General features: G+C 68.7%; 16 protein-coding genes and 2 pseudogenes. 14 read left to right on the top strand and 4 right to left on the bottom strand.

Translation table 11 applies throughout. The annotated features are described in order from the left end of the window. Positions 1-8: 8 nt before the first annotated feature. The 10 genes from AC0KTM_RS20385 to AC0KTM_RS20340 all read left to right on the top strand — a co-directional run bounded on the left by AC0KTM_RS20385 (position 9) and on the right by AC0KTM_RS20340 (position 9,344). A complete protein-coding gene (locus tag AC0KTM_RS20385) occupies positions 9-1,391 on the top strand; it encodes a glutamate decarboxylase (protein ID WP_225330433.1) in 1,383 nt (460 codons plus the stop codon). A gap of 103 nt (positions 1,392-1,494) precedes the next feature. Then, entirely contained in the window at positions 1,495-2,670 is a 1,176-nt protein-coding gene (alr, locus tag AC0KTM_RS20380) for an alanine racemase (protein WP_225330434.1), read from the top strand. 52 nt (positions 2,671-2,722) lie between these two features. Beyond that, complete coding sequence (locus AC0KTM_RS20375; RefSeq protein WP_225330444.1) at positions 2,723-3,778, top strand: alpha/beta fold hydrolase; 1,056 nt, start codon at positions 2,723-2,725, stop codon at positions 3,776-3,778. Then, on the top strand, positions 3,765-4,277 hold the full coding sequence (gene tsaE / locus AC0KTM_RS20370) for a tRNA (adenosine(37)-N6)-threonylcarbamoyltransferase complex ATPase subunit type 1 TsaE (RefSeq protein WP_238956794.1): 513 nt from the start codon (positions 3,765-3,767) through the stop codon (positions 4,275-4,277). The genes AC0KTM_RS20375 and tsaE overlap by 14 nt, the downstream gene beginning before the upstream one ends. Further along, positions 4,274-4,900 carry a tRNA (adenosine(37)-N6)-threonylcarbamoyltransferase complex dimerization subunit type 1 TsaB gene (gene tsaB, locus AC0KTM_RS20365; protein WP_225330436.1) on the top strand — a complete coding sequence of 209 codons (627 nt, stop codon included), beginning with the start codon at positions 4,274-4,276 and terminating at the stop codon, positions 4,898-4,900. The genes tsaE and tsaB overlap by 4 nt, the downstream gene beginning before the upstream one ends. Beyond that, on the top strand, positions 4,897-5,364 hold the full coding sequence (gene rimI, locus AC0KTM_RS20360) for a ribosomal protein S18-alanine N-acetyltransferase (RefSeq protein ID WP_238956793.1): 468 nt from the start codon (positions 4,897-4,899) through the stop codon (positions 5,362-5,364). The genes tsaB and rimI overlap by 4 nt, the downstream gene beginning before the upstream one ends. Then, the gene (gene tsaD, locus AC0KTM_RS20355) at positions 5,361-6,386 is read left to right on the top strand and encodes a tRNA (adenosine(37)-N6)-threonylcarbamoyltransferase complex transferase subunit TsaD (RefSeq protein ID WP_225330438.1); all 1,026 of its coding nucleotides are present in this window, start codon (positions 5,361-5,363) and stop codon (positions 6,384-6,386) included. Before rimI ends, tsaD begins: the two co-directional genes overlap by 4 nt. 238 nt (positions 6,387-6,624) lie before the next feature. Next, a complete protein-coding gene (gene groES, locus AC0KTM_RS20350) occupies positions 6,625-6,927 on the top strand; it encodes a co-chaperone GroES (protein ID WP_007167930.1) in 303 nt (100 codons plus the stop codon). 139 nt (positions 6,928-7,066) lie between these two features. Further along, entirely contained in the window at positions 7,067-8,683 is a 1,617-nt protein-coding gene (groL, locus tag AC0KTM_RS20345; RefSeq protein ID WP_238956792.1) for a chaperonin GroEL, read from the top strand. Between the two features lie 88 nt (positions 8,684-8,771). Then, positions 8,772-9,344 (top strand): carboxymuconolactone decarboxylase family protein, encoded by a 573-nt coding sequence (locus tag AC0KTM_RS20340; protein ID WP_238956791.1) that lies wholly within the window; start codon positions 8,772-8,774, stop codon positions 9,342-9,344. A 132-nt stretch (positions 9,345-9,476) separates the two neighbouring features. Here the strand turns inward: AC0KTM_RS20340 and AC0KTM_RS20335 are convergent, their stop codons facing one another. Genes AC0KTM_RS20335 through AC0KTM_RS20325 form a run of 3 tightly spaced genes read right to left on the bottom strand, consistent with a single transcriptional unit; the run spans position 9,477 to position 11,377 of the window. Further along, positions 9,477-10,127: a DUF1345 domain-containing protein gene (locus AC0KTM_RS20335; RefSeq protein WP_225330441.1), complete on the bottom strand. Its 651-nt coding sequence runs from the start codon at positions 10,125-10,127 to the stop codon at positions 9,477-9,479. A 54-nt stretch (positions 10,128-10,181) separates the two neighbouring features. Beyond that, complete coding sequence (locus AC0KTM_RS20330; RefSeq protein WP_225330442.1) at positions 10,182-10,595, bottom strand: hydrogenase; 414 nt, start codon at positions 10,593-10,595, stop codon at positions 10,182-10,184. Positions 10,596-10,648: 53 nt separating this feature from the next. Next, entirely contained in the window at positions 10,649-11,377 is a 729-nt protein-coding gene (locus AC0KTM_RS20325) for a superoxide dismutase family protein (RefSeq protein ID WP_225330443.1), read from the bottom strand. Between the two features lie 500 nt (positions 11,378-11,877). Here AC0KTM_RS20325 and AC0KTM_RS20320 point away from each other — a divergent pair. Then, positions 11,878-12,372, top strand: a pseudogene (locus AC0KTM_RS20320) (GreA/GreB family elongation factor); the annotation flags it as partial. Between the two features lie 101 nt (positions 12,373-12,473). Here AC0KTM_RS20320 and AC0KTM_RS20315 read toward each other — a convergent pair. Then, complete coding sequence (locus AC0KTM_RS20315; RefSeq protein WP_020823504.1) at positions 12,474-12,776, bottom strand: WhiB family transcriptional regulator; 303 nt, start codon at positions 12,774-12,776, stop codon at positions 12,474-12,476. A 363-nt stretch (positions 12,777-13,139) separates the two neighbouring features. Here AC0KTM_RS20315 and AC0KTM_RS20310 point away from each other — a divergent pair, with 363 nt between their 5' ends. The 3 genes and pseudogenes from AC0KTM_RS20310 to AC0KTM_RS20300 form a co-directional block, all read left to right on the top strand. Then, a complete protein-coding gene (locus AC0KTM_RS20310; protein WP_238956790.1) occupies positions 13,140-13,970 on the top strand; it encodes a hypothetical protein in 831 nt (276 codons plus the stop codon). A 90-nt stretch (positions 13,971-14,060) separates the two neighbouring features. Beyond that, positions 14,061-14,639, top strand: coding sequence for a sigma-70 family RNA polymerase sigma factor (locus tag AC0KTM_RS20305; RefSeq protein WP_472416506.1), 579 nt, complete (start codon positions 14,061-14,063; stop codon positions 14,637-14,639). After that, positions 14,626-15,246: pseudogene (locus AC0KTM_RS20300) on the top strand (anti-sigma-D factor RsdA); the annotation flags it as partial. The gene AC0KTM_RS20305 and the pseudogene AC0KTM_RS20300, both read left to right, overlap by 14 nt. Positions 15,247-15,257: the final 11 nt, after the last annotated feature.

Here is a 15,257-nt window from a genome sequence, read left to right as displayed (position 1 = left end):
ATTCCCCAGTGCCACAACACCCTTCACTGCCCGCGCACTCCATCGCCCCCGCCTACACCGGCCGGCTGTTCACGGCCCCGGTCCCGGCGCTGCGGATGCCCGACGAATCGATGGACCCCGACGCCGCCTACCGCTTCATCCACGACGAGCTGATGCTCGACGGGAGCTCGCGGCTGAACCTGGCCACCTTCGTCACCACCTGGATGGACCCCGAGGCCGGGAAGCTGATGGCCGAGACGTTCGACAAGAACATGATCGACAAGGACGAGTACCCGGCGACCGCGGCCATCGAGCAGCGCTGCGTGTGCATGGTGGCCGACCTGTTCCACGCCGACGGCCTGAACGACGCCGACCCCTACAGCGCGTGCGGGGTGTCCACGATCGGCTCCAGCGAGGCGGTGATGCTGGGCGGCCTGGCGATGAAGTGGCGCTGGCGCCAGAAGATCGGCAAAGACTGGAAGGGCCGCACCCCGAACCTGGTGATGGGGTCCAACGTCCAGGTCGTCTGGGAGAAGTTCTGCCGCTACTTCGACGTCGAGCCCCGCTACCTGCCGATGGAGGAGGGGCGCTACGTCATTACCCCGGAACAGGTGGTCGACGCCGTCGACGAGAACACCATCGGCGTGGTGGCGATCCTGGGCACCACCTACACCGGTGAGCTGGAGCCCGTCGCCGACATCTGCGGCGCGCTGGACAAGGTGGCGGCCGGCGGCGGTGTGGACGTCCCGGTGCACGTCGACGCCGCCAGCGGCGGGTTCGTGGTGCCGTTCCTGCACCCCGAGCTCAAGTGGGATTTCCGGCTGCCCCGGGTGGTGTCGATCAACGTCAGCGGCCACAAGTACGGGCTGACCTATCCCGGCGTCGGGTTCGTGGTGTGGCGCAGCAAAGAATACCTGCCCGACGACCTGGTGTTTCGGGTCAACTATCTCGGCGGCGACATGCCGACCTTCACCCTGAACTTCTCGCGCCCCGGAAACCAGGTGGTCGGCCAGTACTACAACTTCCTGCGGCTCGGTCGGGAGGGCTACACCAAGGTCATGCAGGCGCTGTCCGGGACGGCGCGCTGGCTGGGGGAGCAGCTGCGGGTCAGCGAGCACTGCGAACTGGTCTCCGACGGCTCCGCGATCCCTGTGGTCGCCTTTCGGCTGTCCAAGGACCGCGGCTACACCGAGTTCGATGTCTCCCACGAGCTGCGGACCTACGGCTGGCAGGTGCCCGCCTACACCATGCCGGACAATGCCACCAATGTCTCGGTGCTGCGCATCGTGGTGCGCGAGGGGCTCTCGGCCGACCTGGCCCGGGCGCTGCACGACGATGCCGTCTCGACGCTCAGCTCGCTGGACAAGCTCAGGCCCGGCGGCCACTACGCGGATCAGCACTTCGCGCACTGAGGCCGCCGCGCCGAGCGTCGAGTTGTGGCGCCGATCACGCCGAAATCGCGCCGACAAGTTTACGCTCGGCGGCGTGCTGCGCGGTTCTGGGACAATGGCGGCCATGACCGGGCGGGCCGCTGCGCCGATATCCCTGACACCGGGCCTCCTCGCCGAGGCCCTGGTCGACCTGGGCGCGATCGAGCACAACGTGCGGCTGCTGTGCGAGCAGGCCGGCGGCGCGCAGGTGATGGCCGTCGTCAAGGCCGACGGTTACGGCCACGGGGCCGGCCGGACGGCACGCGCCGCGCTGGCCGCGGGGGCCGCCGAGTTGGGTGTCGCCACCGTCGACGAGGCATTGGCGCTGCGCGCCGACGGCGTCACCGCGCCGGTGCTGGCCTGGCTGCACCCGCCCGGCGTCGACTTCGGGCCCGCGCTGCTGGCCGACATCCAGATCGCCGTGTCGTCGGAGCGCCAGCTCGACGAGCTGCTGGACGCGGTGCGCCGCACCGGCCGGACCGCGACGGTGACCGTCAAGGTCGACACCGGGCTGAATCGCAATGGCGTACCGCCGGCGCACTATCGGTCGATGCTGACCGCGCTGCGCCGCGCCGTCGCCGAGGACGCCGTCGTGCTGCGCGGGCTGATGTCCCACATGGTGTACGCCGATCAACCCGCCAACCCGGTCAATGACCTTCAGGCCCAACGGTTTACCGACATGCTGGCCCAGGCGCGCGATGAGGGGGTGCGCTACGAGGTGGCGCACCTGTCGAACTCGTCGGCCACGATGTCGCGTCCCGACCTGGCCTTCGACATGGTGCGCCCCGGCATCGCGGTATACGGGCTGAGCCCGGTGCCCGAGCTCGGCGACATGGGTCTGATCCCGGCCATGACGGTGAAATGCCCTGTGGCACTGGTGAAATCGATACGGGCGGGCGAGAGCGTGTCCTACGGGCACACCTGGACCGCGCAGCGCGACACCACCCTGGCGCTGCTGCCGGTCGGCTACGCCGACGGCATCTTCCGGTCCCTGGGCAACCGGCTGGAGGTGTTGATCAACGGCCGGCGCCGACCGGGGGTCGGACGGATCTGCATGGATCAATTCGTCGTCGACCTGGGCCCCGGCCCCACCGATGTCGCCGAGGGCGACGAGGCGATCCTGTTCGGGCCCGGTCGCAATGGCGAACCCACCGCACAGGACTGGGCCGATCTGCTCGGCACCATCCACTACGAAGTGGTGACCAGCCCCCGCGGCCGGATCACCAGGACCTACCGCGAGGCGCACACCGTTGCGCCCTGAGGGATCCCGCAAGCGCTACAAGGGCAGGGCATGGCTTGCGGGGGGTGCGGGGCTGACGGCCATCGCCACCATCATCGGAGCCTCGGCCCGCCGGTCGATCACCCAGCGCGCCACGGTCGAAGATCCTTACGCCCATGAGGATTTCAACAGGCTCGAGGACGACCACAGCCTGGTGGTGACCACGCCCGACGGCGTGCCGCTCGCGGTCCGCGAAGCCGGCCCGGCCGACGCGCCGTTGACCCTGGTGTTCGTGCACGGATTCTGCCTGCAGATGGGCGCCTTCCACTTTCAGCGGACCCGGCTGCCCGAGCAGTTGGGCCCCGACGTGCGGATGGTCTTCTACGATCAGCGTGGGCACGGCCGATCCGGCGAGGCCGCGCCCGAGACCTACACGCTGACCCAACTCGGCAAGGATCTGCAAACCGTGCTGAACGCGGTGGTGCCGCGCGGAATGATCGTGTTGGTGGGCCACTCGATGGGCGGCATGACGGTGTTGTCGCACGCGCGCCAGTTCCCCGAAGAGTACGGGCGCCGAATCGTGGGCGCCGCGCTGATTTCCTCGGCGGCCGAAGGGGTCGCGCGGTCCCCACTGGGTGAGATCCTGAAAAACCCTGCGCTGGAAGCGGTCCGGGTCGCCGCGCGGTCCGCGCCGAACCTGATGCATCGCGGCCGCAACGTATCCCGCTCGCTGATCGGCCCGGTGCTGCGGGCCGCCTCCTACAGCGACCTGCAGGTCAGCCGGAGCCTGGACGCGTTCTCGCAGCGGATGATGAACAGCACGCCCATACCCACCATGGTGGGATTCCTGGACGCGTTGGAAGAACATGACGAAACCGCCGGGCTGTGGACACTGCTGCGGATCCCCACCCTGATCGCCTGCGGCGACCACGACCTGCTCACCCCGGACGAGTATTCGCGAAAGATGGCCGCCGGCCTGCCGCAGTCCGAGCTGGTCATCGTCGTCGGCGCGAGTCACCTGGCGCTGCTGGACAAGCCGGAAGCCATCAACGGCGGCCTGGTGCGGCTGGTCAGGCGCGCCACCCCGACCAAGGCGGCGCTGAGGCTGCGGCGGATACGAGAAAGGCTGCGGCGCCGTGGGTCAATGTGATGGCGGTGAGGGCATCGCGACCTGTGAGCGCGTCGAGGACACGATCGCGTTGGGGGCCCGGCTCGGTGAGCGGCTGCGGGCGGGTGACGTGGTGGTGCTCTCCGGTCCGCTCGGCGCGGGAAAGACGGTGCTGGCCAAGGGGATTGCGGCGGCGATGGACGTCGACGGCCCGATCACCTCGCCGTCCTACGTGTTGGCGCGGGTGCACCCGCCGCGGCGGCCTGGCGCCCCGACCATGATTCACGTCGACATGTACCGGCTGCTCGACCACACCGACCACCAAGGCGCCGACCTGCTCGCGGAGCTCGATTCGCTGGACTTGGACAGCGATCTCGACGACGCTGTCGTCGTGGTGGAATGGGGTGAAGGGCTGGTCGAGCGCCTCGCGGAACGGCACCTGGACATCCGGCTGGAGCGCATCAGCGGATCCGACGTGCGGATCGCGACCTGGCGGTGGGCCACCAGGGCCGGCAGCGCCACGAGCGGGGCGGACTCATGAGCATCCTCGTGCTGACCCTCGACACCTCCACCCCGGCGGTGACGGCCGGCATCGTGCGGCGCGAGGACCTGTCCGTGCCGGCGCAGCGGGTCACCGTCGACGCCCGGGCCCACGCCGAACGGCTCACCCCGAATGTGGTTGCCGCCCTGGCGGATGCGGGGCTGACGATGGCCGACCTCGACGCCGTCGTGGTGGGCTGCGGCCCGGGGCCGTTCACCGGTCTGCGGGCCGGGATGGCGACCGCCGCCGCCTACGGGCATGCGCTGGGCATCCCGGTGTACGGCGTGTGCAGCCTGGACGCCATCGGCGTGCAAACCACCGGGGACGCGCTGGTGGTCACCGACGCCCGTCGGCGCGAGGTCTACTGGGCCCGCTACCGCGACGGCATACGGACCGGCGGGCCGGGGGTTGATGCCCCCGCCGACGTCGACCCCGGCAACGCGCAGACGGTGGCCGGCTCGCCCGAACACGCGGCCATATTCGGCCTGCCGGTGTGCGAGCCCGCGTACCCGACGCCGGCCGGACTTGTTGCCGCGGTGGGGGATTGGTCCGATGACCCGGCTCCGCTGGTTGCCCTGTACCTGCGTCGTCCCGACGCCAAACCCCTGGCGGCGCGGCAATGATCGCCGAGCCCGTGACCGTCGGCGCGTTGACGCGGGCCGACGCGCCGCGCTGCGCCGAGCTGGAGGCGCAGCTCTTCGACGGCGACGACCCGTGGCCCGCGGCGGCGTTCAACCGGGAATTGGCAAGCGCCCACAACCATTACGTGGGCGCGCGCGTCGGCGAAACGCTCGTCGGCTACGCCGGCATCTCACGGTTGGGCCGCACGCCGCCCTTCGAGCACGAGGTCCACACCCTCGGCGTGGACCCCGCCTACCAGGGGCAGGGCATCGGCCGCCGGTTGCTCGACGAGCTGTTGACGTTCGCCGACGGCGGTGTCGTGTACCTGGAAGTGCGCACCGACAACGAGCCGGCCATCGGGCTGTATCGCAGCGTCGGGTTCGAGCAGGTCGGCCTGCGCCGCCGCTACTACCGCGTCAGCGGCGCGGACGCGTACACCATGCGGAGGGAGGCGCGGCGCACATGACGACCATCTTGGCCATCGAAACCTCGTGCGACGAAACGGGAGTCGGCATCGCGCGGCTGGGCGCCGACGGCACCGTCACCCTGCTGGCTGACGAGGTGGCGTCCAGCGTCGACGAACACGTGCGGTTCGGCGGCGTGGTCCCCGAGATCGCCTCCCGCGCACACCTGGAGGCGCTGGGGCCCGCCATGCGCCGCGCGCTGTCGACCGCCGGCCTGGACAAGCCCGACATCGTCGCGGCCACCATCGGGCCCGGGCTGGCCGGCGCCCTGTTGGTGGGAGTCGCTGCGGCCAAAGCCTATTCGGCCGCATGGGACGTCCCGTTCTATGCGGTGAACCATCTGGGCGGGCACCTGGCCGCCGACGTCTACGAGCACGGGCCGCTGCCCGAGTGCGTGGCGCTGCTGGTCTCGGGCGGCCACACCCACCTGTTGCATGTGCGGTCGCTCGGCGAGCCGATCGTCGAGCTGGGCAGCACCGTCGACGACGCGGCCGGCGAGGCCTACGACAAGGTGGCGCGGCTGCTGGGGCTGGGCTACCCGGGCGGCAGGGTGCTCGACGAGTTGGCCCGCACCGGTGACCGCGACGCGATCGCCTTCCCGCGCGGCATGACCGGGCCGCGCGACGACCCCTACGCGTTCAGCTTCTCCGGCCTCAAGACGGCCGTGGCACGGCACCTGGAAAGCCACCCGGACGCGGTGAACGCCGATGTCGCGGCTGGCTTCCAGGAGGCCGTGGCCGACGTGCTGACCCGCAAGGCCGTGCGCGCCGCGACGGACCTCGGCGTCTCGACACTGCTGATCGCGGGGGGAGTGGCCGCGAATTCGCGCTTGCGGGAACTGGCGGAGCAGCGCTGCGCGGCGGCCGGGCTGACGCTGCGCATCCCCAGGCCGCGGCTGTGCACGGACAACGGGGCGATGATCGCCGCCTTCGCCGCGCATCTGGTGGCGGCCGGGGCGCCGCAATCCCCGCTGGACGCGCCTAGCGACCCCGGCCTGCCGGTGGTGAAGGCGCAGGTCAGCTGATCGCTGACGGCGAACATGCGGGAAGCAGCAGGGTGCCCTTGAGTGCTAGCACTCCCGTGTATAGAGTGCTAGGTGGCAATCGGCCAAGCCCTGTGTCGGCACCCGCGACGACGGCGCTCGGGCCTGGACGAATGCCGAACACCTGATAATTCGGCAGGTTCGGGCGAGCCCCGGACCGGCCATCAACTCCGGTCCGGGCGCGTCCCGGACCCGACCCAAACACTGGAGGGCTCCAATCGTGGCGAAGGTGAACATCAAGCCACTCGAGGACAAGATTCTCGTGCAGGCCAACGAGGCCGAGACCACGACCGCGTCCGGTCTGGTCATTCCCGACACCGCCAAGGAGAAGCCGCAGGAAGGCACCGTCGTCGCAGTCGGCCCCGGCCGGTGGGACGAAGACGGCGAGAAGCGCATCCCGCTGGACGTCTCGGAGGGCGACACCGTCATCTACAGCAAGTACGGCGGCACCGAGATCAAGTACAACGGCGAGGAGTACCTGATCCTGTCGGCACGCGACGTGCTGGCTGTCGTCTCCAAGTAAGGACCGTGTCCCGCCCCGGCGATCCCCGCGTCCGCGCGGGTGATTTCCGGGGCGGCATGCGTTTTGGCTGGTTTGAATTGCCCGGCTCCGCAGCAGGACGGTTTCCCGTCGTGCGTCGTCGCCGGACGGAAGGAGACTGATGAGCAAGATTATTGAGTACGACGAAACAGCGCGCCGCGCCATCGAGGCGGGCGTGAACACGCTCGCCGACGCGGTACGGGTGACATTGGGGCCCCGCGGCCGGCATGTGGTGCTGGCCAAGGCATTCGGCGGTCCCGCGGTCACCAACGACGGCGTCACCGTCGCGCGTGAGATCGACCTGGAAGACCCGTTCGAGAACCTGGGCGCCCAGCTGGTGAAGTCGGTGGCGACCAAGACCAACGACGTCGCCGGCGACGGCACCACCACGGCCACCGTGCTGGCCCAGGCGTTGGTCAAGGGTGGCCTGCGCCTCGTTGCTGCCGGCGCCAATCCCATCGAACTCGGGGCGGGAATTTCCAAGGCCGCCGACGCGGTGTCCGAGGCGCTGCTGGCGTCGGCCACCCCGGTCTCCGGCAAGGACTCGATCGCCCAGGTGGCGACCGTGTCGTCGCGCGACCAGCTCCTCGGTGAGCTCGTCGGCGAGGCGATGACCAAGGTCGGCACCGACGGCGTGGTCAGCGTCGAGGAATCCTCCACGCTGAGCACCGAGCTCGAGTTCACCGAGGGCGTCGGGTTCGACAAGGGCTTCCTGTCGGCATATTTCGTCACCGACTTCGACGCGCAGCAGGCCGTGCTGGACGACCCGGTGATCCTGTTGCACCAGGACAAGATCAGCTCGCTGCCCGACCTGCTGCCCATGCTGGAAAAGGTCGCCGAATCGGGCAAGCCGCTGCTGATCATCGCCGAGGACATCGAGGGTGAGCCGCTCGCGACCCTCGTCGTGAACTCCATCCGCAAGACGCTCAAGGCCGTCGCGGTCAAGGCGCCGTTCTTCGGCGACCGCCGCAAGGCGTTCCTCGAGGACCTGGCGATCGTGACGGGCGGTCAGGTGATCAACCCCGACGCCGGCCTGCTGCTGCGCGAGGTCGGCACGGACGTGCTGGGCTCGGCGCGGCGCGTGGTGGTCAGCAAGGACGACACCGTCATCGTCGACGGCGGCGGCGCCAAGGACGCGGTGGCCAACCGCATCAAGCAGCTGCGCGCCGAGATCGAGTCCACCGACTCCGACTGGGACCGCGAGAAGCTGCAGGAGCGGCTGGCCAAGCTGGCCGGCGGCGTCGCCGTGATCCAGGTGGGCGCCGCCACCGAGACCGCGCTCAAGGAACGCAAGGAAAGCGTCGAGGATGCCGTCGCGGCCGCCAAGGCCGCCGTCGAGGAGGGCATCGTCGCGGGCGGCGGCTCGGCGCTGCTGCAGACCCGCAAGGCGCTTCAGGAGCTGCGCGGCTCGCTGTCCGGCGATCAGGCGCTCGGCGTCGACGTCTTCTCCGAGGCGCTGGCGGCCCCGCTGTACTGGATCGCCACCAACGCCGGGCTCGACGGCGCGGTCGCGGTGCACAAGGTGACCGAGCTGCCCAACGGGCACGGGCTGAACGCGGACAAGCTCACCTACGGTGACTTGATCGCCGACGGCGTCATCGACCCGGTCAAGGTCACCCGCTCGGCGGTGCTCAACGCGGCGTCGGTGGCCCGGATGGTGCTGACCACCGAGACGGCGATCGTCGAAAAGCCGGCCGAGGAAGCCGATGACCACGGCCACGGTCATCACCACCACTGAGTAGCAACGGAATACCCCCGGGTCGAGCGCCCGGGGGTATTTTCGTTCCGAAGTCCGTACGTCGGAACGACCCGAAGAGGACAACCTCATGGGAAAGCCCACGCCATATCAATATTCCGTTGTCGTCCCGCTTCCCGAGGATGACGAGATCGCCCGCGCGGCCGGTGACGGGTATGACCCCGATACGGCGCTCAATGTGATGAAGATGATGAGCGGCACCGGAGACTTCTTCCCGGCGCTCGCCGGCATGGTGAATGCCGTCTTCGGTGAGCGCGACATCGACGCGAAGCACCGCGAGGTCATCATTCTGCGCGCGGCCTCGGTGCTCAACTGCCCGTATGAGTGGCAGGCGAACGAACAGATGGCCCGCAACGCGGGCCTCACGACGTCAGAAATCGAAACGATCGCCGAGGATGGCGATCTGCAAAGCCTCGATGCTCACTATCAGCTGTTGATCGCGGCCACCGACGAGCTCCTCAAGTCCGGCACCCTCACCGATCGGACTCTGCAAGCCCTTCTCGACACGTTCGGGATCACGACGACACGCAAATACATTGCCACCATCGGCTGGTTCAGCATGTTGAGTCTGTTCCTCAACGGCACCAGGGTCCCCATGGAGACAACGGACAAGATCGGCGAGCGCACCTCGCCCCTCGGGTGAGGACGCGGCTGCGGTCCGGCACCACCGAGACGGTGGTGGTCGACGAGCCGAGCGTGGGGCTAATGTACGAAATCCCAACGGGTTTCGTGCACAGGCCCCACCGTCGGCGCAATTTCGCCGCCGCGGCGCGCTTTAGAACTTGGAACCCAATCCCGCGATCAGGTTGATGGTGACCGCCAGGACGACCGCGCCGAGCAGGTAGGACAGCAGCGCCTGGCGCAGCACCGTCGCCCTGATCGATGCCAACCCGATCTCGGTGTCTGACACCTGATAGGTCATGCCGACGGTGAAGGCCACATACGCGAAGTCGCGAAAGCAGGGTCGCTCCGGGTCGTGGAAGTTGATTCCGCCCGGCTCGTCCGAGTAATACAGCCGCGCGTAGTGCACGGTGAACAGCGTGTGCACGGCAAACCAGGATGCCGCGACGGTCAGGACGCCGAGGACGGCGGCTTCCACGGCGCCGGGGCCCGAGCGCGACGCCGCGGCCACCACGTAACCGACCCCGCCCAGGCTCGCGACGCTGGCCGACACGATGACCGCGTCGGCGACCCAGCGGGTGGGGTCCTCCTTCGTCACGTATCTGCAGGTTTGGTCGGCATCCATTCCGCCGAGAAGCAGCCGCGTCCACACCACATAGACTCCGGCGGTCACGATCCAGCCGGCCAGCGCGAATCGCCAGCCGACCGTGTTGCCCACCACGAGGGCGACGGCGACTCCGAGCACGGCCGCCACCGCTATCCGAGCCGCGACCGTGTCGCGAAAGAACTCAGCGAGGGATTTCACAATCCCGACCTAAGCACGAGCGCTGGCCATCCGGTACCGCGATGACGTCGGTCGTCATGGCCCGACGATGACCCCGACGATGACGATGACCACGCCGACCAAGACCGCCAGCGACAGCGTTATCAACAGAAAGCTGACAACGCCTTCCTTGGCCGCCGAGGCCTGGTGATCGCCCGCCGCGATGGGCGCGAATCTGCGACCGGCGCCCCACACCGCCGCGAGCAGAGTGGCCAACCAGTTCGCGTAGCCGGCATACACGATCAGCGCGACCGCCGCGATTCCCCACGCGTGGGGCACGTGGACGTGTGGCCAGAGCAGACCGAGCAACACGAGGAACATGCCGTTGAGCAAAGCCTCGAGGTGGCTCGACAGCGCCATGCGCGCGTTCTTCATCGCGGGCGCGGCGAGCCCGGTGAGCAGCCCGAGCAGGAACAGCACCAGGCCCAAGGTGAACAGCGCGGTCTGCATCTCAGAACGGTAATCCGGCCGCCGCGGGGGCGCGGGTGTTTCGGCTCAGCGCGTCAGCGGGTGCCCGGCGGCAGGCTGGGCGGGGTCGTCACGGTCGTGGTCGTCGTGGAGGTGGTGGCCGGGGTGCTGGTGACCGTGACGGTGCTCGTGCTGGTGCTCGTCGACGGCGGTGGCACGACGACGGTGGCGGTGCTGGTGGTGACGCTGGTCGTCGACGAGGTCGTCGTCGCCGACGCCGCGGCGATCACACCGCAGGCGATGCGCTTGCTCGACTCGGCGGTGGGGCCGCTGCCCAAGTTGTCGGCGCTCTGGTGCAGGATCAGCGCGCTGCCCGAGCTGTTTCGCAGGTCCGCGGCGGTGAACGAGTTGCTGGTGGTGACCAGCTTCGCCGAGCCGTCGGAACGCACCTGCAGCGCGGTCAGGTCGCCGCTGGCGGGGTAACCCGTGTGGTTCGCCGCCTGGTAGACGCTTCCCGCGGAGTCGAAGTCGCCCTCGCACTTGCCGACCGAGTGGATTTGCAGCCCATGGAAACCGGGGCTCAGCACCTGATTGGGGCCGGCTTCCACGGTCACCGTCGCGTAGCCGTTCGCGAACTCGAAGGTGGCGTTGGCGACCGGGCTCCCGTCGGCGGTCTTGAGCTGGGTGGTCAGCCTCTCGGTGCCGGGGGCCGGGCTGGTCAGCGGCGACGTATTGGGTTGGCTGCTCTGCTGGTTCGCGCAGGCGGCCAGCGGTGCGATGGTCGCGGCAAGCGCCGCGGCCGCGAGGACTACACCGTTATTCATGGGCGGTGCTTACCCGATTCGCCGATTTCAAAACGAGTATCACGCGGCTCACAGCGAACTCAGCAGGGCGGCGCGACCGCGCACGCGGAGCCTGTTGAGCGTCGACTGACGCAACCGGGCGATGCGCTCGACCATTCGGTTTCCGAGGCGCTCGAGCATCTCCTCACTCAAATCTATTGGGGCCGGGCACAAGTCGCGCTCCTCTTCGCTGGCGTGGGCGTCGAGGACCGTGACGAACGAGCGCCACGGACGGCGGCCGGGAATCGCTCATTCGACGGATCGCGCCGATGACGTTGTCGGGGCCCGACAACGAGGCGGTGCGCCGTTGTCCGGTTCGCGCAAGCCCGCTCGCGGCCGCGCACGCGAGCATGGAATCAGCAGCCGACGAAGACTTCGCCCCAGGGCGACCCGAGTCGTCAGGGGCGGTGCACCGCCCGCCCCTGGCGACAACCCCTCGACACGAAAGGACAACCCCTCGACACGAAAGGGCGTCACGCGCCATGACCGCCATTCAACCCCTCCGGATGACGCCGCATGATTACACCCGATTGCACGACGAACTCGCCGGCCTGCGTTCGCGGCGCGGCGTCGAAGTTCCCGACGACCTCATGGACGACAACCCGAAACTCCGTGCGCGCCAATCGGTGCGACAAGCGCGCATCTGCCAGATCGAGGGCCTGCTGTCGAACGCGGTGGTCGTCGGCGAGGCGGCCGCCTTCGACCCCGTCGCCAAAGCGGGCATGGTGTTGACCATCGGCTACGACGACACCGGCGAAACCGAAACGTTTCTGCTCGGCAGGCCTTGTCCCGAGGACACCGACCTCAAGGCCTACTCGATGGCGTACCCGCTGGGCCGCGTCATCGCCGGCGCCCGTCCCGGCGAACGACGCTTCTACGCAATCCCCGACGGGGCAGGGCGGTTCGTGACGCTGCTGAAGGCCCTGCCCTACGGGATGCACGTGGCGAAAAGCCGTCGGCCACAGGTGGTCTTGCGGCACGATGTGTCACGCGTCCCGGACAAACAGATCCACCGATGGGAAGGCGAGGGCGGCGCTTCGGTCCGCCAATCCGATTGTGGCCGAACAGGTTCGACCAATCAGGCGCTGCGCCGGATGCCCCTGCCGATGTCGCCCTTGAGGAGGAGGTCGCGCTCGGATTCCGACAGGCCACCCCAAACCCCGTAGGGCTCACCGACTTCGAGGGCGTGCGAACGGCATTCCTGGATCACCGGGCACTGCCGGCACATTTCCTTGGCGCGCTGCTCGCGTTGCATGCGGGCGCGGCCGCGCTCGCCGTCGGGGTGGAAAAACACCGCTGAGTCAACGCCGCGGCACAAGCCCTGCAGTTGCCAATTCCAGATGTCGGCGTTGGGTCCAGGTAGCTGCTCCGGCTGTGGCATTGGTTCGTTCCCTCTCTGCACGGCCCGCCAAGGGAGGTCAGGTTCGCGAAAGCGATTTGTGTGCAACTTAAATTAAGTGGAGCGGAGTCCCCGATGACTACCCGTCATGCGTAGACGTTAGGGGCGACGGTGAATTTCCGTCAATAGCCACTTAGCCCGGCAAAGTATGTATCCCTTGGGGCAAAATTAACTTTGCGTTCATCTCGAATGAAATTGCGACGCCGACGCCTCGCTACCAGGCAGTTGACCGAAAGGAGATTCCCCAGCTCAGCGGCGGCAGGAGCGGCGGGCCGAATTTATCCATGCGCTATAGTGATTAACCGTTCGGTAACAGGAAGACCACAAACTGTTTACTACATCATTGTGATTGAAACTCGTCACACTTCCTCGATTGAGCGGCACTTGGCGAACGCCGCGTTCGGAGACCGGCCCGGTGCCTGGCCGCTGCCGTTGGCGACGACGCCCGCGCAATTGTGGCTGCGCGCCGTCGCGGCCGGGGGCCAGGGCCGCTACGGCGCCGCGCAGCGCGACCTCGCGGTGCTGCGCCGCGGTGTCTCGTCCGGACGGCTGGCCTCGCTGGGCATGAGCACGCAGGGATCGTTCCTGCGCCAGCTCGGCTGGCACACCGTGGCGCGCGGCTGGGACGGGCGCGCCCTGGCGCTGGCCGGCGACGACCCCGAGGCGGGCGCCGACGCCCTGATCGGGCTGGCGGCCGACGCGCTGGGCGTCGGGCGCTTCGCGGCCGCGGCGACGCTGCTGGCGCGCGCCGACCCGCTGCTGTCATCCCCGGGCCCCAAAACGGCCGTGCCCGAGCGGCTCCCGGTGCGCCGCCGGTGGGTGGCCGCCGAGCTCGCGATGGCCCGCGGCGAGGGCGTCGCCGCCGTCCGCCATGCCGGCGAGGCGGTGGAGCTGGCGGCGGCCATGGCCGTCCCCTCGGCGCGGCACCACGTCAAAAGCGAGGTGGTGCTGGCCGCCGCCCTGTGCAGCGCGGGAAAGATCGAGCGCGCCCGCGCGGTCGCGGACGCCGCGCTGCAGACCACCGGCCGGTTGGGTCTGCTCCCGCTTCGTTGGGCGTTGGCGTGCTTGCTGATCGATATCGAAAGTGTCACTTTTTCGGCACGGCAACTGCACGAAATCCGCGATGTCTGCGCAGGCCAGGTGCGGCACGCCGGTGGAACGTGGCGTTCCGCTTGAATCGGCCTCCCGCCCGTTATTGTCAGTTCGTTAGTTAGCCCAGTTGGCCCGCGATGTGTCCGGTTCGTAACGTTAGGGATATCACCGTCGATGACAATTCCAGCAGGGGAACGTCTCGATGCTGTGGTTGCCAAGGCCGTCATCGGAGACCACGGTGCATTGAGGGAGGTGCTGGAGACCATCCGCCCGATCGTCGTGCGATATTGCCGGGCGCGCGTCGGCACCGCGGAGCGGGGTGGCCTGTCAGCGGATGACGTGGCGCAGGAGGTGTGCTTGGCGACCATCACGGCGCTGCCCCGCTATCGCGATCGCGGACGCCCCTTTCTGGCTTTCCTGTATGGCATCGCGGCCCACAAGGTCGCCGACGCCCATCGGGCCGCCGGTCGCGATCTCGCCTATCCCACCGAATCGGTTCCCGAACGCTGGTCGCCCGACGCGGGGCCCGAACAGCTTGCCATCGAAGCCGATTCGGTGAGCCGGATGAGCGAGCTGCTCGAAATCCTGCCCGCCAAGCAGCGCGAGATCTTGATCCTGCGCGTCGTCGTCGGCCTGTCCGCCGAGGAGACCGCGGCCGCGGTCGGCAGTACCACGGGGGCGGTCCGAGTTGCCCAGCACCGCGCCTTGTCGCGGTTGAAGTCCGAGATGATTGCGGCAGGTGACTGTGCCTGACTCACTGGATGAATTCGCCCGCACGGATCTGCTCCTCGATGCGCTGGCCCAGCGCCGGCCGGTGATCGTCGAGGACCGAGACGTCGACGTGCTGACCACCATGCTCGAGGACTGGCGTGACAACCTGAGATGGCCCCCGGCCAGCGCGCTGGTGACGCCCGAGGAGGCCGTCAACGCGTTGCGCACCGGCCTGGCCGAGCGCCGTCGGGGGCGCCGCGGACTGACCGCCGTCGGCTCGGTGGCCGCGGCGCTGATCGCGCTCAGTGGCTTCGGGGCCATGGTGGTCGAGGCCCGTCCCGGCACCCCGCTGCACGGGCTGCACGCGATGTTCTTCGACCAACCGCGGGTCAACGAAAAGCAGGAAATGCTGGCGGCCAAGGCCGACCTGGCGAAGGTGCAGGAATCGATCGACCGCGGCGAGTGGGAGCAGGCCAAAAATCAGCTGACCGACGTGAGCAGTCTGGTGCAGTCGATCGACGACCCCGCCGTCAGGCAGGACCTGATGAACCAGCTGAAGCTGTTGAACGCCAAGGTCGAATCGCGCAACCCGGATGCCACGCTGCCGTCAGCCACGCCGAAGGCGGCCATCCCGTTGCCGGGGCCGTCCTAAAGGGTGGG

It is taken from the genome of Mycobacterium sp. NTMscope_Eco_3, from assembly GCF_976985685.1.
The sequence above is the reverse complement of the archived record's forward strand: the minus strand, read 5'-3'. Positions and strand labels throughout refer to the sequence as shown.